Origin of the sequence: Sulfitobacter sp. SK011 (genome assembly GCF_003352065.1) — a bacterium.
Taxonomy (GTDB): domain Bacteria; phylum Pseudomonadota; class Alphaproteobacteria; order Rhodobacterales; family Rhodobacteraceae; genus Sulfitobacter.
Genome location: NZ_CP025803.1, coordinates 4,071,299 through 4,088,756, shown reverse-complemented (window position 1 = coordinate 4,088,756; position 17,458 = coordinate 4,071,299). Strand labels below are relative to the sequence as shown.

Below are 17,458 nucleotides of genomic sequence, written 5' to 3'. Positions count from 1 at the left end.
TCAACTCCCGGTCTTAAGTTCTTCGGAGGCTTTGAGCACAAATTGCCTGTCGCAGACGACATAGTTGTCCGCATGCAAACGGGCGACAGGCTGGTAAGCTTCAGGGCGGACATATCGCCCCTGATCATCAAGACATTCGTTGCGGACATGCATCTGGATAACCTCGCCAAGCACAATGGCGCGACGTGGATAATCGATGATCTGACTGAGACGGCATTCCATCGCTGCGGGTGCCTCGGCAACGCGAGAAGGGGCAACTTTCAGAGAAGGCGCATGGGTCAGCCCGGTCAGGGCAACCTCGTCTACCGCGTCAGGAAAGCCGATGCCGCAATCCACCATGGCCTGTGCCAGTGGCATGTCGCAAAGGCTGATAACAAATTCACCATCGCGACGGATATTGCGCAGTGTCTCTTTTTCGGTCCCGTCAGGTTTCGCCTGCATGCCCAGAATGACGATCGGGGGATCCTGAGAGAAGACGTTAAAAAAGCTCATTGGGGCCGCGTTGGGTGTGCCGGTCGCCCCCCGGGTAGAAACCAAGGCGATCGGGCGCGGAGCCACGAAGCTGCATAAAAGACGGTAGCGGTCTTCTGGTGCAAGTTGTTCGAAGTCGAAGTCCATCAAGCGCTGCCTCGCGTTGGTTCGGGCATTGTGGATGATTTGTTTCCATACACATCGGTGACAGCGTGACAGGCGACCACCCGACCGTTACCGCGCTGTATCGTTACGGGCGACGTGGCGCGGCATATATCGGTTGCCAAAGGACAGCGGGGGTTGAACGAACAGCCCGCAGGTGGGTTGATGGGATTTGGCACTTCACCAGTGACGGCAACGCGGTCACGACGGTTCATTGTAATGTCGGGCACCGTATCCATCAGCAATTTGGTATAGGGGTGTTCGGGCGAGGAGAAAATCTGGTCTGCCGGACCCGCCTCAACCAACCGGCCGAGATACATCACGCCCACATAATCTGACATGAAATCTACGACGGCCAAATCATGACTGATGAACAGATACGTCAGGCCCAGTTCATCTTGCAAATCGCGCATCAGATTGAGAATTTGTGATTGTACAGACACGTCCAAGGCAGATGTCGGTTCATCACATACCAGAAAATCCGGCTTGGAAGAGATGGCCCGGGCAATCGAGATACGTTGACGCTGGCCGCCTGAAAACTCATGGGGAAACTTTTCACCGTCTTGCGCAGAAAGGCCGACCAATTCCAGCAGGCGGCCAACCTCGGCGCGCTCCTCAGGGCGGCTTGAGATGATCCCAAAACTACGCAGGGGTTCGGCTATTATGTCTCGTACGCGCCAGCGTGGATTGAGGCTGGCGTAGGGATCTTGAAAGATCATCTGGATGCGGCGGCGGTACACGCCGCGATCTGCGGCCTTTAGGTCGGTCAGATCTTTTCCGTCAAAGCGGATCGTGCCCGCCGTTGACCGATGCAGGCCTACGACTAACTTGGCCACTGTGGATTTACCACAGCCACTTTCACCAACAAGACTGAAGGTCTTTCCGCGTGGAATTTCGATATTCAGCCCGTCGACTGCACGCAAATGGCGGGTCTGCGCACGCTCAATGATCCGGTTAAGCCAGGGGGCCGACAGATCGAACGTCTTGCCGACGTTTTCTACCGACAGCAGAGGTTTGTCTATTTCTTGAATGGCGTTCATGCCAGTTCCTCCTGAAACAGGTGACAGGCGACCTGTCCATCACCGACGGGCTGTGATTTGGGCTTTTGTCGGCGGCAGATATCCATCGCGTTGGGGCAACGCGGATTGAAGGCGCAGCCATCTGGTAGGGCCGTCAAACGCGGCATTGCCCCTTCGATCTGCGTCAGGCGGTGCGCATTGCTGCCGATGCGCGGGATGGATTGCATGAGGCCCGCTGTATAGGGATGCCGGGGATCTTTAACGACCCTTTCCACGGGTCCGATTTCGACCACGCGGCCTGAATACATTACCGCAACACGGTCGGCCGTTTCAGCAATTACACCCATGTCATGCGTTACAAGGATTACGGCTGCGCCATGATCGCGGCACATTTTGCGCAGCAATTCAAGAATTTGAGATTGGATGGACACATCAAGCGCCGTTGTGGGTTCATCCGCGATCACCAGCGCCGGATTTGCGCAAAGGGCGAGAGCGATCACCACGCGCTGACGCATGCCGCCTGAAAACTCGTGTGGGTATTGATCCACCCGGGCTTCAGGTGCAGGGATACCGACCTCGGCCAACAGGTCGATGGCACGGGTCCGTGCGGCGTCGCGGCTCAACGGCAGATGGGTTCGGATCGTCTGGATCAACTGCTTTCCCACGGTCATCAGCGGGTTCAGGCTGGTCAACGGGTCTTGGAAGATTGCACCAATCTTGCGCCCTCGCAGGCACCGCATGTCATCCTTGCTGAGGGTATCGATCCGCTGGCCTTCAAAGTGAATTTCACCGCGATCAATGCGGCCGGGGCGTTCCAGCAGTCCGGTAATGGCTGTCCCGGTCAGGGACTTTCCGGCACCGCTTTCGCCTACCATGCCAAGGATCTCGCCAGGTGCCAGATCAAAAGTAATGCCGTCAACCGCACGCAACGGACCGTGGCGTGTATCAAAGCAAATTGACAGATCACGCACGCTCAAAAGTGGTTCGGTACCTCTGGTCACAGTCATTTCGTGGCTCCTTATCAGCGTAGTTTCGGGTTCAGAGCGTCGCGCAGCCAGTCACCCAACAGATTGACCGCCAGCACAAGCACTACGAGCGTCAATGAGGGGAAAATCACGACCCACCAAACGCCAGAGAAGAGATATTCGTTGCCAACCCGGATCAGTGTTCCGAGCGAAGGGTTGGTCGGAGGCATGCCGACCCCGAGGAAGGACAATGTCGCCTCGATCAAGATCGCCATCGCAAGGTTGATGGTGGCGATTACCAGAACAGGACCCATTACGTTGGGGAGTATATGACTGAACATGATCGCGAAGGGTCGCCGTCCCACTAGCTGTGCCGCGTAGACATATTCGCGCTTGCGTTCGACCATGGTGGAGCTGCGCACTGTGCGAGCGTATTGAACCCATGTTGTGATGGTGATTGCGAAAACCAGTACGACCAATGCGGCACTGTCGTGCATTTCACGCGGCAGGGCACCTCTGGCAATACCGCTGATCAATAAAGCAACAAGGATCGTTGGGAAGCTCAGCATGACATCGGCAATGCGCATGAAAAACGCATCAATTGCACCACCGAAATATCCGCTGACTAAGCCGATGATGATGCCGATCACCATGGCGAACGCCACGCTAACAAAGCCTACAAAAAGCGAGATGCGAGAGCCGTAGAGGATGGCGGACAAGACATCGCGCCCCTGATTGTCGGTGCCCAAAACAAAGCGAGGATCGCCGCCCTCAACCCAGACCGGAGGCAGCTCACTGTCCCAGAGGCTTAATGTGGTCACATCGAATGGCGTGTGTGGCGCGATCCAAGGGGCCAATAGTGCCGCCAGCACGATGAGAGCGGTGACAATGGCGGCTGTTACAGTGATGCGTGAGGTTCGAAAACGGTAGTACAGATCGCTTTCCAGAAAGATCGAAAGGCGCGATTGTGGATAGGATTCCATAGACATTTCGTGTCTCCCTTAGGCGCTTGCGGACAGGCGTGGATCGATGGCGAAGTAGAGCAGATCGACAATCATGTTGATTGCGACAAACACCAAAGCGACCATCACGAGGTAGGCGGACATGACCGGGATATCGGCAAAGCTGACGGCCTGGATAAACAACAGGCCCATTCCGGGCCATTGAAAGACCGTTTCAGTAATGATGGCAAAGGCGATCATGGAGCCAAGTTGAAGCCCCACGATGGTGATCACCGGCATCAGGGTGTTCCCAAGCGCATGGCCGAAGTGGACGGCCCGGTTCGTTAGACCGCGCGCGCGGGCAAAGCGTACGAAATCCGAGCGCAGGACTTCCATCATTTCGGCCCGGACCAGGCGCATGATCAAGGTGACCTGAAACAATCCGAGCATAACAGCAGGCAGGATCAGCGATTTGAGGCCAGTCCAAGTTAGAAAGCCAGTACTCCACCAGCCGAGTTGAACTGTGTCGCCGCGGCCAAAGGAGGGCAACCAGTTCAACCAGACCGAAAAGACGAGGATCAACAGGATTCCTGTTACAAAAGTTGGTACAGAAATACCGATTAACGATACGGTTTGAAGAAGGTTCGAGATCACGCCTTTTGGATGCAGGGCGGTATAGATCCCCATCGGTACGCCCAACAACAAAGCAAAGACGGCGGCGGCAAGAACCAGTTCGAGTGTCGCGGGCAGGCGTTCTGCGATCATTTCGGCAACGGGACGTTTATTGCGGTAGGAAATTCCAAAGTCGCCCTGAACAGCACCTGTAACAAAACGCGCAAATTGGACAGTCACGGATTGGTCCAGACCAAGCTGTTCGCGTAATTCGGTGCGTTGCTCCGACGTTGCGTTCTCAGGCAACATGCTGTTCACAGGATCGCCAATGAAGCGAAACATGGTGAAGGCAATGAGCGCGACAGCGAGCATGACCAAAACCGATTGGATTAGACGCCGCAGGACAAAAGCGATCATGGTGGGCTCCTATTTGCCGGAAAACAATGAAGACGAATGAGGGGTGGGGGCCCCGCGCAACAGGGAGAGAATGCGCGGGACCACAAGCCTTAATTGACTTTGGCGTACCAAAGCCGTGGCTTGTTATCTGCTGTCAGCGGGATGCTGACTCCGCTGCGTACGGCCCAGGCAAGGGGCTGCTGGTGTAACGGGATCATCGCCACCTCATCGCGCGCGATTCTCAACGCTTCTGTCATCATCGCGGTGCGCTTGGCCGGATCAAGTTCGATTGCGACCTTGGCCGTCAGCGCGTCGATTTCGGCGTTTGAGTAGCCACCGGGGTTCCAGGCACCCATCACGTCGCCTGGTGTGTGCAGCAACGCAGACATGACGCTATACGAATCCAGCATCGGCAGCGTCGCCCAGCCCACCATGTAGATGTCAGACCCACCCGCCAGAACTTTCTCGAAGTGCTTGGATTTGGTCTGTGCATTCAACCGTGCCTTGACGCCCAGACGCGACCACATGGAGGTGATGGCCTGACAAATTTCCTCGTCATTGACATAGCGGTCATTGGGGCAGTCAAAACCAACCTCAAATCCGTCCGCATATCCAGCATCTGCGAGCAATGCCTTCGCTTTTTCAAGGTCAACGGCTGGGCGGGTATCCTCAGCTTCGTCAAAACCCGGTACGGGCGGCGCAACAAGAAGGCCGGTGTTTCGAGACAGGTCACGCATGATCTTTTTGCGGATCAGATCGATGTCAATGGCACGCCACAGCGCCTCTCGGACACGCTGGTCTTGAAGCGGGTTGACGTCGGTCAGGTTGGAATCGAGCAATTTATCATGCTGGTTCATGCCCAACATGATCGTGCGCAGCTCTGGGGCAACTATGACGTCGGCACCTTCTGATCTCTCGATCCGACCAAGGTCTTGAAGTGGCGCGGGCGTAATGAAGTCCAATTCGCCCGACAGCAACGCAGCAATCCGTGTGGCGTCTGATCCGATCGGGCTGAATTCGATCCGCGTCAGATTGTGCTGCGGTTCATCCCACCACCCTTCATTAACGGTGAGTACGGTGCGGGCGTCGGGCTGGCGGCTTTCCAATATGAACGGCCCTGTGCCATTCGAATTGGCAACAGCATAGTTCTCACGACCACTGCGTATGTCGGCTGGCAGCAAGGCGTCATGTTCGGCCATCCATTCTTGGTCAAGGATCAGCATGTTCGTCAGGTAATTAAGCACAATCGGATCAGGTCCGTTCAGCACAAGATCAACGGTGTAATCATCGACCTTTTCAATCGACTTCAGGCCGGGAATGTTGCTTTTGACTGGCGAGCTTTCGTGGCTTGCCCGCTGAAGCGATGCAACAACGTCATCCGCGTTGAACGGGTTGCCGTTGTGAAAACTCACACCTTCGCGCAGTGTAAAGCGCAGACGGGTTGGTTCAACATACTCCCAAGATGTCGCCAGTGCCGGTTCGACCTGAAGGTCTTGGTTGTAGCGCACCAGTCCCTCATAAACATGGTTCAGAAAGCCGATTGTATTGCTTTCAGTCATCGAATGCGGGTCCATCGCGGCAATGTCTGTCGAATCCGCCATACGCAGCGTATTCGCCAGGGCCGCCCCAGATACACCAATAGCAAGTGCGGTCGCCGCAACGCTGAGTTTCAGGGAAGAGTAAAAGGTCATGAGACGCTCCATGTTGGTTGGTTAGGATCGCGACGCTACTTTCTGCGTCTTCTTCGTAAGCTGGCATGATTGTGTGCAATAAGCAATAAAAATCGTGTACAATCAGCGTGTGCGCAATTGTATGCAGTTTTCTTTTAAGATTTTTCGCTATATGAATATGCAGTTAAAGTGTGATGGTGGTCATGGGAGCGCGTGAGATGAACAAGGCTTTTTCGGAAAATCCGCAGGCGAACAGTAAGAAAAGTCTTAAGGGTGAAGCGCAGGTTGACCGAATCTATGCGCATGTTTTTGATGCGATTGTGGATCATCGACTGCAACCGGGAACCCACCTCAAGGAAGATGAGCTTTGCGAGCTTTTTGGCATCGGCCGTACCCGCCTGCGAAAGGTTCTTTCGCGGCTCGCGGCTGATCATGTCGTTGAATTGGTCGTCAACCGCGGTGCCTTTGTCGCTCGCCCCTCGGTAGACGAAGCGCGCGAAGTTTTTCGTGCGCGCCGCCTGATCGAAGGTGACCTGACCCGCCGTGCTGCTGAACGGCGTGACACTGGTATGAAGGCCGCACTCGAACAGCATATGCACTGCGAACACGAAGCGCGTGAAGCCGGTGACACCAGTCGGGTCATACGCCGCTGCGGCAGGTATCATCAGGTTTTGGCCGATCAGGCAGATAGCCCGATTATGGCGCGTTTTGTTCGTGAGCTGATCGCGCGTTCATCGCTCATTATCGCTGTCTACGAAGCCAAGGCCCCTAGCGAATGCGAGATCGATGAGCATCGTTTGCTTTCCGATCTGGTGGTTTCTGGCAAAGCGGATGAAGCTGTCGAACTCATGAACACGCATTTGCAGGGCATCGAAGATCGGTTGCTGCTTAAGGCCAGCCACAAAGAGCAGAACGGACTTATCAGCAGTCTTGGTTCATTTTCTCCCTAAAATCTATTTCAGCTAAATTTGCTAACAATTTTCTTGGCGTCGTAGACAACATAGTATCAAGAGCAGAACTGTGGCTTCTTGGTCTTGTCGCGGTTTAAAGCATTTCTAGCAAAACCTGAATCGTGAGGGGACTGTTGCGTTAACTGAGCAGGTCTTTTGCAGAGCGTGGCTGCTGTAAGTCAAGCGGCCAGTCCGAATAGGTTGTTTACGAAAGCGATCTCCCCTCGAACACCTGGTGGTCTGCTGTCAATATGCCCGTTCTTGATTGTCCTGATTGTCTCCATCCCTCGTAATGTTACCTTCGCTGATTGCAGAGATCGGAAGCTTTGCCGGTATCCAAGGAGCCGTTTCAAAGCGGCGTGATCACTCTCGACGCGGTTGTTGAGATATTTGCGATCAATATGTGTGATGTAGTCGAAGTGTGGATCATAGTGGTGGTTTATCTCACGGATCACCTTCCGATAGGTTTGGGCCTTGTCCGTGCAGATTGAGACAGGACGATGGAGGCGTACGCGTTCAATAGCTTTGATTAGAAAGACTTTGGCAGCCTTAGCATCACGCCTGGCAGTGAGTTTAAAATCCACCAACCGTCCATCTGCATCAATTGCGCGCCAAAGATAGCGCCATTTCCCACCTACCCGAAGATATGTTTCATCAACATGCCAATTCAGGCTTGCGCGGCTAAGATGTTTCTCGGTGCGCTGGGATAGCTCCGGTCCAAATTTCTGCACCCAACGGAACACAGTTGATCTATCCACGTCCACACCACGTTCAGCTAGCAGATCAGCCACATCCTGATAGGAAAGTGGATATCGCAGGTACATCCGTACAGCACACAGAATGATCGCGGCAGGAAAACGACGGCGCTTGAATGGTTGTTTGCTCGGCATAACGGGATCCTCCGCACCAAAACTCACAAAATCACATGGTTAATGCAACAGTCCCTTTCGATCTTGTTGCCCCTCGACAATGGCCCTCGAGCTGGACGCACTTGTGCGTATATACGGAAAGCCAGCTTGCATTGTCAGCGACAACGCAACTGCCTGAGCACCGGGTAACTGGCGTGAAACCGTTGGTACGCCGCCTCATATTGCGCCGATACATCCTGCCGCGGGTGGATTGTTTTTTGAACCAATGGCGGCGTCATGACCTTTTTCGGATCGGCCCCTGTGACCCCACAAATCGCCAACCTTGCGGCGCCCAGTGCGGCACCGAATTCGCCCTGCGCGGGCAGATCAACAGGAAGGTCGAGAATGGTCGCCAACAACTCGACCCAATGGGGTGACCGTGCGCCACCGCCGATGGCCAGCACGCGGTCCAGCCTGGCACCCGTCGATTTCAGTGCCTCCAGACTGTCGCGCAAGGCAAAGCTGACCCCTTCCATCACACTGCGCACCAGCGCTGCGCGGTCCGTGCCGATGTCGAGGCCCAGAAATGCGCCGCGAATGGAGCTGTCGTTATGCGGGGTCCGTTCGCCGGACAAATAGGGCAGAAACCGCACCTGCTGCGGTTCGCCAATGTGATCATCCAGCGCACCTGCCAGGTCCCCTGCCGGTGTTTCCAGAATGCCCGACAACCAGTTCAGGCTGTCCGTGGCCGCCAGAATGACCCCCATCTGATACCAGGCATCGGGAATGGCATGGCAAAACGTATGAACGGCAGAGGCGGGCATCGGCGCAAAACTGTCGCGGGCGGCCAACAGCACACCCGAGGTGCCGAGCGAGACGAACCCCTGCCCTTCGTGCAGCGCGCCAACACCGCAAGCCGCCGCTGCGTTGTCGGCACCACCGCCGACAACCTGCACGCCCTTCGGCAACCCCAGCTGAGCGGCGCGGCTGTCATCAACCGTGCCTGCCACCTGGCTGCCCTCAACTAAATCAGGCATCTGGTCGCGGCGCATGCCGGATGCGGTCAACAACACGTCGGACCAGGCACGTGCACCCACATCCAGCCATGAGGTGCCAGCAGCATCGGACATTTCTGAGACCGCCCGCCCGATTAACCAATATGACAGGTAATCCTTGGGCAGCAGTACCTTTGCGATCAAGGCAAACACCTGTGGTTCATGTGTCGCCACCCACATGCATTTGGGGGCCGTAAAGCCGGGAAATACAATATTGCCAGACAATGCGCGCACCTGCGGGTCAGCATCAAGATGCGCGGCTTCTGCATGACTGCGGGTGTCATTCCACAAGATACATGGCCGCAGCACCGCGCCTTTTTCATCAATCAGCGTCGCACCGTGCATATGCCCTGAAATGCCGATGCCCCGCAGCTTCGACACTGCATCTGCATGATCTGCGCGCAACGCGGCAAGGGTTGTGGCAAGCGCATCCAACCAGTGTTGCGGGTCCTGTTCGCTCCATCCCGGATGCGGGTGGCTCACGCTATAATGCGCCTCTGCCGCGCCGATGGTGGTGCCGGTTTCGTCGACCAGCAGTGCCCGCAGGCCAGATGTACCAAGGTCCAATCCTAGAAACACATGCGTCCCCTCTCTCGAATTTTGGTTGATGTTAGCGCTAATATCAGGTGCCGCCAAATCGATAAAAACGATGCGCGTTGCGGTACATCACTTTTTCCAAAACACTCGGATCATCATCCACCTGCCCGATCACAAAATTGAGCAGATCAGGATAGGTCAGATGCAGGCTGTCAACTGGAAAGTTGCTGCCAAACATCACCCGATCCGGGCCAAACATCCGCAGTGTGTCTTGGGTCAACCGCACCGCTTTTCCCGCCAGTTCGCTGCGGAAATACATCGCATAGCCGGACAGTTTGACACAGACATGGGGCAAGTGCGCCAGCGCGCGCATACCGCTCGACCATCTGGTCAGCCCTGCATCGCTCAGGTCATGGGGCGACCCAATATGGTCGATAACAACGGAAACATCAGGATGCTGGGCCAGGAAATCTGCGGCCTCAGGCATCTGTTCTGGATAGAGCTGCAGATCAAAACTGAGCCCGTGATCAGCCAGCAGTGCATATTGCCCCCGCCAGGTCAGATCTGCCAGCAGGTTGGTTGCCGCAAAGCTGATGTCAGGCCTGTCCGGCAGGTGGGCAATGATCTGGCGAATGCCGCGCAGATTGGCATGGGCCAGATGCCCGGAAAGCTGATCGGCAAAATCTCCGGCAGCCAAATCTGCAAAACCGACGATCATGATCGGATGCCCGGATGCGTCGCTGATGCCTTGGATAAACGCGGTCTCTGCAATCGGGTTGGGCAGTTTCGGATCGCATTGCACATGCACGGACCCGGCGAGGGTGCGTGGGTCCGGCTCCGCCAGAAATTCGTCAATCAGGTAATCACGCTGAATCGGTGTCGGGTCACCAAACGGTTTCATCGCGCCAAGATTGCGCAGCCAAACATAACCAACCTGCCCCGGATCACTTTGCGGTGCCCAAAGATGGTGATGGGCGTCGATGATCGGAAAAGTATCCGCTTTCGTGTTCATGATTGCCCCCAATCCGCCAACGCCTGCGATACCCTGTCCAACCCTTTGGCAAGGTTCACTGATGCGCCGCCACCCACACCCAGGCGAATGTGCCCCGGCTGATCATAGGCACTGCCGGGCAGCAAAAACGTGCGGTATGGGTCGGCCAGCAAGACCTTGGCGAATTCATCACTGTCGATGCCATCTGGCAACCGCGCCAACCCGATCAACCCGGCACGTGGACTGACCCAACTCAATCCCTCTTGGTCCGCGACCCACCTGTCCATCTGCACCAAATTCGCCGCCCCCTCGCGCCGCGCTTTATCCATCGCGGGGCCATAGCGATCGGGGCGCAAGGCCACCTCGGCGATCACCTCGCCCAAGATATTCATAATCTCTGAGGCGTTTTCGCGCAGGATTACCGCATCCATCACCATCTGCGCATCAGGACAGATCAACCACCCGGTGCGCAGTCCTTGCAGGCCGAGGGCCTTGCTGACTGACCCGGTCGTGATGCCGCGCGCATACATGCCCGCCACCGAGGCGCTGCGTGGCCCGTCCCATTCAAGGCCCGCATAAACCTCATCTATCAAAAGCCACGCACCGACACTGTCGGCAATCCGCACCAGTTCGGCAATGTCATCAGCGTTTAACAAATCACCGGTTGGATTGTTGGGGTTTGAGATAAAGATCATTCTGGTCTGCGCCGATACGCTGGCCGCCACCCGGTCCAGCGGCAAGCGCCAGGCGTCCGCCTCCTGCCGCTCAACCTTGACCACATGCGCGCCGATGGCCTTGGCCAAGACCTCGGCTTGCGGCCAGCCGGGCGTTTCGATCACAATCTCATCGCCTGGCTGTACCAATTGCATGATTGCCAGATAGTTCGCCTCTGCCGCACCCGCAGTGATCAAAACGTCCGAAGGTGTGCACATGGCGCTCAACCCCGCTTGCGCCAACACATGATCGCGCAGTTCCGGCAGCCCGCGAAAATCCCGGTTGTTCCAGTCCAGCGACAGATTGGGGTCCAGATCATTCAGGTAATCGGCCAACACAGGCGAGCCGGACAGCGAAAAACCGACAATCGCCTCGGGTGCGGCATTGGTGGTTTCAAGCAGATACTCAAACAGCCTGTGTATCTTGACTTTCATCGCGGTCCCCCGGCTAACTCCCCCTGAAAGGGGCTGCGCCCATGAGAAACCAAGTGACGCTAAAGGGCAAACCGAAACGCCTTGCCGTGCTGGATTACGGGCTCTTTGAGGTCCACGCTGGACCGCGCACGATTGGCATTTGCGGGACGTTGATCGAAACCGACGTGGGCGAAGTTGTGCTGATCGACACCGGGTTTCCGCAAAAATATGCAGTGGATGCCGACGCCGCAACACGCGAGGACGAGCTGGGCAGTTTTGGGCGCGTCCTGTCAGTTACACCCGACAACATGCCGGGGCCGCAGCTGGCCAAGCTTGGGCTGCGCAAGTCTGATGTGACTTTGATGATCCAAAGCCATACGCACATTGATCACGTCGGCGACATGGCAGGCTACCCCCAGGCACCAATTTTGATGTCAGCCGATGAACGCGCCCTGCCCCGCCCGCTTTACTGGTCGGGCAAGCAGGCACTGGAATGGCCCGACCGCGACTATCATCTGATCGACAAGGACATAACGCTTGGCCCTGATTTCGAGATCCTGCATTGCCCCGGTCATGCGCCGGGCCAATTGGCGTTTATGGTGCGTCTGCCACATACCGGTTGGGTTCTGCTGACCTCAGACGCGATCAGCCGTGCATCCGAAATCGACGAGAAATTTGCCGGCTCTTGGGATGTGGATCAGGCAATCTATCACGCAGACCGGTTGATGGCCTTGGCCAAAGAACGGGATGCTCTGGTGATTTATGGGCACGGCCCCGAACAATGGCCCGACCTGAAAAAGGCACCTGACTGGTTTACGTGAACGGGCCTAATACCCCTGAAACAGGAAATCCAAAGCGCGGGTGATCTGATCGCCGTGCTCTGCGAAATTTCTGATCGGCGGGCGCAACGCGGCCTTTGGCACTGCACCCATGAGATGCGTTGCCATCACAAACATTTTGCCATCCATATCGAACGCGGGATGAAGCGAACGTACCGCGTTTGGCACAGCGGCTTGCGGCAATACGGGCACCATCATTCGGGTGGATTGCACATCCAGCAGATCGGTTTGCACGTCCAGCAAATATTCGCCTTCGACCTGCGTCGGATGCAGATTGTATTTAGACATTGAACATGCGGTACTTTTCCAGCGGCAGACCGTTCACCTCGGCCCATTCATTCCAGGCCTCAAGCGACGCCGCATTTTCGCGCTTCCACGCCTCGCCCTTGGCCTTGCGCACCGCATCATTCACACCTTCTTCGGCGGCACGGCTGATGTTCACGCCAAGTGCCTTGGCATCTTTCAACAGCTCGGAATCGAGCGATACATTTGTTGCTTTGCGCAATGATGTCTGCTTGTTCATATCATCCTCAGTCCATGCGCATTCAGTATGCGCATAAAGGAAAACATCGTCAACGCACATCGCGCCCCTGGTTCAGGATGATCACATTCCCGCTGGATATATCGCCCGCAGGAGACACCAGAAATCCAACCCAATCGGCAATTTCACTGGGCAGCATCGCCCGACCATGCGGCATCTGCGCTACCGCTTTGGCAAGGGTTTCTGCGCTCAGCACACCAAACAAAGGTGTTTCGGTCATGGCGGGGGCAATGGAATTCACCGCAATCTTGTCTTTGGCATAGCGCCGCGCGAGGTCTTTTGTGAGCGTGTCCAGCGCCGCCTTGGACGCCCGGTAATGCGGCGGGTCAAAGACATCAAAATTATAGGCTCCATTGGACGAGATATTGACGATCTTGCGCACGCCTTCACGCCCCGTCATCAACTTGATCACCGCCTGACAACAATGAAATGCCCCTGAAAAATTCAGCTGCATTTGTTGTTCAAACTCTTCGGCGGGGATGTTGGGAAATTCAGACATGAAACAGGTGCCGGCATTGTTCACCAAGACATCAATGCCACCATGCGCCGCGCCAATGTCTTCAAATGCCCTGGTGATGGCGGCGACATCCATCAAGTCTGTCACGATCCCTTCGAACCCATCTGCTGCCATGTCGGACAATCCGGCAGCATCGACATCCAGCCCGACAACATGCAGACCATCGGCCATCAACCGCGCCACAATCGCGCGTCCCATGCCTCCGGCGGCCCCTGTCACCACTGCAACCTTATCCATATTATCCCCCGATGCCTGTGGCCATTTGTCTGCGCCCGCGTTATTTCGGTATATATGTAAACGCACATATCTCGCCAAGCAAGGAGTGCATCATGCCGATCCGCCCTGCCCGCCGCATCACTGAAACCTCACCGAAAGATTTTGGGATGTTTGCCAAAGCGTCCCGGATGTCAGGCGATCTCATTCACCTCGAACTTGGTATGCCCGCCGAAGATACGCCGCAACACATCAAAGATGCGACCATCGCGGCCCTTCAGGACGGGGCGGTGCATTACTCTGATCTGCAGGGCCTGCCCGATTTGCGCCGCGCCATTGCCGACAAACTGCGCCGCCAGAACAACATCGACGTCACGCCAGACGAAATCATCGTGACCAACGGGCTGACCCAGGCGTCTTTTGCCGCATTCATGGCCTTTCTTGATGAGGGCGACGAATGTCTGCTCTTGGCCCCCTATTACCCCCAGCACATTGGCAAGGCCGAACTTGCCGGTGCCCGCGTCACCATCGCGCCATTGGATGCGGCCAACGGATTTTCAATCAACTCCGCCTTGATAGAGCCACATATCACCCCAGCGACCCGTGCCATCGCCCTGATCAACCCGTGCAACCCCACCGGCCGCGTCTATTCCCGCGGTGAACTGCAACAGCTTGCCGATCTTGCGCAAAAACACGACCTGCTGGTGCTGTCCGACGAGGTGTACGAAGAGATCACCTATGACGGGGCTCAACACATCTCAATCGCGTCACTGCCGGGCATGAAAGAACGCACCATCACGATGTGCGCCTTTACCAAATCCCACGCGATGGACGGCTGGCGGCTGGGCTATATCGCCGCTGACGCCGCCCTGATTGGCCCTTGCATGAAGATCACCACAAACGAAGTCACCCATGTGAACACCTTTGTCCAGCATGGGGCGCTGGCCGCCTTGACCGGCGATCCGACCGTCCTCAGGGACATGGTAGCACGGGATCAGGCGCGGCGTGATATGGTGGTGGCGCGGCTGAACCAGATGCCCGGCGTAAGCTGCGCCCCGGTTGAGGGGACAATCTATGCCTTTCCCAACATTACCGCCACCGGGCTCAGTGCGCAGGACTGTGCAGATCAACTGCTTGCCGAAACCGGCGTGGTGGTCGAGGCCGGCAGTTTCTACGGCCCGGCCGGGGAAGGCCATCTGCGGGTGTGTTTCGGCTGTGCCGAACTTGACGTATTGACCGAGGCGATGGACCGCATGCAGCGGTTTTTCAACGCCCTCTAAGTCACTGCATGCAGCGCCGCACACAAATGTTCCACATGGCGCAATTCGGTCACGGCACCGGGCGACAGACGCAGGATCTGACCCCGGCAATCTGCCAGCACGCCGTGTTTTGCCAGCTGGGCAATGACCGCGCTTGTGTCTGTGGCGTCTGGCATTTTCAACATCACGGACCCGCCCCGCTCCGCTTCGGCGTGTGGGGTGGCAAGGGTTAGGCCAGCCCTGCCCGCCTCTTCGATGATCATCACCGTCATTTCGCGGTTGCGGACCAGTAAATCGGTTTGTGCCGCATGCCACCGCAACGCCGGCACAGACCCCAGACAGGCCAGCACGGACGGGGTGCCGTGTTCCAGCCGACGGGCATCGGGCGCATAGTCAAATGCATCCAAATCCCACGAAAACGGATTGTCCTGACTGAACCAGCCCCGCAATTCCGGCTTTACCTCTTTCAGCAGATCGGCACGCATCTGAATGATGCCGGCCCCCGGTGTCCCGCAAAGCCATTTGAGCGAGGATGCCACCACAAAATCGACCGGATATTGCGCCAGTGAAAATGGAATGATGCCAATTCCCTGCGTCAGGTCCACACCGACCAGTGACCCCATTTTGGCCCCATGTGCCGTCAGTGCCGCCAGATCGCAGCGGTGCGATGATGTGGACGTCACCCAGGTCAGCAAGGCCAGCCCAACATCCGGGCCCCATGCCGCGATCATGTCCTCATCCCGCACCCAGAATTCGCCTTCACGGATCGGGACGGTGTGCAGCGTGAACCCCATCCGCGCCGCCAACCCATTCAGCAAGAAATGCAGCGACGGAAAACAATCCGCCGCGATCAGGACCCGACGGTCCCGCAACCGATTTTCTGGCAGGCCGCCGAGGATCGAAAACAATCCTGTTGTCACATTTTCGGCGCTGGTGACCGTGCCGCCCGGCGCGTCCAGCAAGGCGCGCCACAGGTCGATGAATTCCATGCGTTTGGTCAGAACTTTTGGCCATTGGACGTCATCCATCGCCCCCCAAATTTGGGAAAATTCGCCCAGAGCGGCAGTCATATCTTCCGCCTTTCCGGGATACTGGCCGATGGAATGATACAGAAAATAGCCGGGGTCAGCCTGGGTCATGATAAGTCTCTAAATTGAGTTATTCTGCACATAGGTCTTAAAAAACGCGAGGTAGGCCTTGTCTGGCTCACGGGCGGGCGGCTTGCCACCGGCCCAAGCCCGCCACTCGCCTTCAACGAAATAGATATCATAACCCGGAAACCGAAGCTTTGCCGTCTCGTAAGTCTCCGACCGCAACGCAGCACCCTTGGCATCCAGCCAACCGGGGCGTGGCCGCACCGCATCCGCTTTGGCTGTCACCCGCTCCTTGCGGCCGACTTTTGAGAATTGCAATTCCCGCTCCACCTCAGCCTCGCCGCCCGCATCCTTGCGCCACCAGCGCAGCTCAACATGGGTGACGCGGTGCCCGGTCTTGATCGGCTCGACCTCCACACTCCTTCGCAGATCGCATCTTGCAATGACATGTGTTACAAGCTTTTCGACGGCATCCAACGTCGTTTCCAGAAGCTGGTTGTAGATCGGTCGATCCGCGAGTGTGTGTGTGGTGACCTCAACCAGGCCCAACGACGCTCCCGGCTTTACCAAGGACTTTGCCTTTTGCCGCGCGTCAATTGTCCTATAGGTCGGGCTCATCTTACCTCCGTCTTACCCACACAACTTACTTTTGTTTTTGTCTAAATGTAAGTTAGCCAATTGAAGCTGATCCATCTATCACCCAGATTGTAACGGTATTCACCCACTCCCCGATGCCGGATGTGAGCGCGCTACAACCGGGACTATGCCTTACTCACCGATGAAGACGATCGCGTTATCTGGTTTTGGCCAAAATGCCAGAGGCCGTGCTCAACGCTTTTGCCAGCAAGCGCGACATACGCGAACGCCATGCGCGGGATCTAAAACCCTTGCTGAGCAATCCAAAACAAGCCGAAGCTTTGCTGGCAGAGGCCAATATCTGGCCAAAACCCAGGCCCGCGCGGCCCAGGGGCAGGGCGGTTATGTGGATGCGACCGAGGTGTTCAAACGGCTCAAGGCGGCTGCGAACCCCAAGGTGGCCAAGCCAAAGGTCAGGGGTGCGCAGCTTTTTGACCGCTCAACAGGCGAACGCGGATTATCGATCCGCAAGCGGGGCAAAACCTATCTGGCCGAGTTTGATGCGGATCTGAGCGAAGCATCCCTGCGCGCCGCCTTCGATCGCTTTCTCAAACAGCGCAAGACCTGAGTTGCCCAAGGGCAATTCTTTGATTTCTCTTTTTATATCAATGGCTA

General features: G+C 56.6%; 19 protein-coding genes. 4 read left to right on the top strand and 15 right to left on the bottom strand.

Translation table 11 applies throughout. From position 1 onward, the window contains the following. The 6 genes from C1J02_RS20210 to C1J02_RS20185 form a co-directional block, all read right to left on the bottom strand. A complete protein-coding gene (locus C1J02_RS20210; RefSeq protein ID WP_114880173.1) occupies positions 1-618 on the bottom strand; it encodes a flavin reductase family protein in 618 nt (205 codons plus the stop codon). Next, on the bottom strand, positions 618-1,673 hold the full coding sequence (locus tag C1J02_RS20205) for an ABC transporter ATP-binding protein (RefSeq protein ID WP_114880172.1): 1,056 nt from the start codon (positions 1,671-1,673) through the stop codon (positions 618-620). The genes C1J02_RS20210 and C1J02_RS20205 overlap by 1 nt, the downstream gene beginning before the upstream one ends. Continuing rightward, on the bottom strand, positions 1,670-2,659 hold the full coding sequence (locus C1J02_RS20200) for an ABC transporter ATP-binding protein (protein ID WP_114880171.1): 990 nt from the start codon (positions 2,657-2,659) through the stop codon (positions 1,670-1,672). The genes C1J02_RS20205 and C1J02_RS20200 overlap by 4 nt, the downstream gene beginning before the upstream one ends. A gap of 14 nt (positions 2,660-2,673) precedes the next feature. Then, positions 2,674-3,606, bottom strand: coding sequence for an ABC transporter permease (locus C1J02_RS20195; RefSeq protein ID WP_205389833.1), 933 nt, complete (start codon positions 3,604-3,606; stop codon positions 2,674-2,676). Between the two features lie 12 nt (positions 3,607-3,618). Then, on the bottom strand, positions 3,619-4,587 hold the full coding sequence (locus C1J02_RS20190) for an ABC transporter permease (RefSeq protein ID WP_114880169.1): 969 nt from the start codon (positions 4,585-4,587) through the stop codon (positions 3,619-3,621). Positions 4,588-4,676: 89 nt separating this feature from the next. Further along, on the bottom strand, positions 4,677-6,257 hold the full coding sequence (locus C1J02_RS20185; protein ID WP_114880168.1) for an ABC transporter substrate-binding protein: 1,581 nt from the start codon (positions 6,255-6,257) through the stop codon (positions 4,677-4,679). Positions 6,258-6,454: 197 nt separating this feature from the next. Here C1J02_RS20185 and C1J02_RS20180 point away from each other — a divergent pair, with 197 nt between their 5' ends. Continuing rightward, positions 6,455-7,186, top strand: a complete 732-nt coding sequence (locus C1J02_RS20180; protein ID WP_162798393.1) for a GntR family transcriptional regulator — start codon at positions 6,455-6,457, stop codon at positions 7,184-7,186. A gap of 179 nt (positions 7,187-7,365) precedes the next feature. Here the strand turns inward: C1J02_RS20180 and C1J02_RS20175 are convergent, their stop codons facing one another. The 4 genes from C1J02_RS20175 to C1J02_RS20160 form a co-directional block, all read right to left on the bottom strand. Further along, positions 7,366-8,076: an IS6 family transposase gene (locus tag C1J02_RS20175; RefSeq protein ID WP_114880166.1), complete on the bottom strand. Its 711-nt coding sequence runs from the start codon at positions 8,074-8,076 to the stop codon at positions 7,366-7,368. 134 nt (positions 8,077-8,210) lie between these two features. Continuing rightward, entirely contained in the window at positions 8,211-9,668 is a 1,458-nt protein-coding gene (gene xylB / locus C1J02_RS20170; protein ID WP_114880165.1) for a xylulokinase, read from the bottom strand. Positions 9,669-9,711: 43 nt separating this feature from the next. Further along, on the bottom strand, positions 9,712-10,638 hold the full coding sequence (locus tag C1J02_RS20165; RefSeq protein ID WP_114880164.1) for an amidohydrolase: 927 nt from the start codon (positions 10,636-10,638) through the stop codon (positions 9,712-9,714). Continuing rightward, positions 10,635-11,765, bottom strand: coding sequence for a pyridoxal phosphate-dependent aminotransferase (locus C1J02_RS20160; RefSeq protein ID WP_114880163.1), 1,131 nt, complete (start codon positions 11,763-11,765; stop codon positions 10,635-10,637). The genes C1J02_RS20165 and C1J02_RS20160 overlap by 4 nt, the downstream gene beginning before the upstream one ends. Positions 11,766-11,806: 41 nt before the next feature. Between C1J02_RS20160 and C1J02_RS20155 the strand changes: the two genes are divergently transcribed. After that, the gene (locus C1J02_RS20155) at positions 11,807-12,565 is read left to right on the top strand and encodes an MBL fold metallo-hydrolase (protein ID WP_114880162.1); all 759 of its coding nucleotides are present in this window, start codon (positions 11,807-11,809) and stop codon (positions 12,563-12,565) included. Positions 12,566-12,571: 6 nt separating this feature from the next. Here the strand turns inward: C1J02_RS20155 and C1J02_RS20150 are convergent, their stop codons facing one another. Genes C1J02_RS20150 through C1J02_RS20140 form a run of 3 tightly spaced genes read right to left on the bottom strand, consistent with a single transcriptional unit; the run spans position 12,572 to position 13,878 of the window. Beyond that, positions 12,572-12,871 (bottom strand): CcdB family protein, encoded by a 300-nt coding sequence (locus C1J02_RS20150; RefSeq protein ID WP_114880161.1) that lies wholly within the window; start codon positions 12,869-12,871, stop codon positions 12,572-12,574. Then, positions 12,864-13,106, bottom strand: coding sequence for a type II toxin-antitoxin system CcdA family antitoxin (locus tag C1J02_RS20145; protein ID WP_114880751.1), 243 nt, complete (start codon positions 13,104-13,106; stop codon positions 12,864-12,866). The genes C1J02_RS20150 and C1J02_RS20145 overlap by 8 nt, the downstream gene beginning before the upstream one ends. A 49-nt stretch (positions 13,107-13,155) precedes the next feature. Continuing rightward, on the bottom strand, positions 13,156-13,878 hold the full coding sequence (locus tag C1J02_RS20140) for an SDR family NAD(P)-dependent oxidoreductase (RefSeq protein WP_114880160.1): 723 nt from the start codon (positions 13,876-13,878) through the stop codon (positions 13,156-13,158). A gap of 92 nt (positions 13,879-13,970) precedes the next feature. On the opposite strand from C1J02_RS20140, the gene C1J02_RS20135 reads away from it, so the two are divergent. Then, positions 13,971-15,134, top strand: a complete 1,164-nt coding sequence (locus tag C1J02_RS20135) for a pyridoxal phosphate-dependent aminotransferase (RefSeq protein ID WP_114880750.1) — start codon at positions 13,971-13,973, stop codon at positions 15,132-15,134. Here C1J02_RS20135 and C1J02_RS20130 read toward each other — a convergent pair. Both C1J02_RS20130 and C1J02_RS20125 read right to left on the bottom strand, forming a co-directional pair. Beyond that, complete coding sequence (locus C1J02_RS20130; protein WP_114880159.1) at positions 15,131-16,252, bottom strand: aminotransferase class V-fold PLP-dependent enzyme; 1,122 nt, start codon at positions 16,250-16,252, stop codon at positions 15,131-15,133. The genes C1J02_RS20135 and C1J02_RS20130 overlap by 4 nt on opposite strands. Before the next feature lie 9 nt (positions 16,253-16,261). Next, a complete protein-coding gene (locus tag C1J02_RS20125) occupies positions 16,262-16,825 on the bottom strand; it encodes a hypothetical protein (RefSeq protein WP_114880158.1) in 564 nt (187 codons plus the stop codon). 364 nt (positions 16,826-17,189) lie between these two features. Here C1J02_RS20125 and C1J02_RS21000 point away from each other — a divergent pair, with 364 nt between their 5' ends. Next, entirely contained in the window at positions 17,190-17,411 is a 222-nt protein-coding gene (locus tag C1J02_RS21000; protein ID WP_162798392.1) for a hypothetical protein, read from the top strand. Positions 17,412-17,458 lie beyond the last annotated feature (47 nt).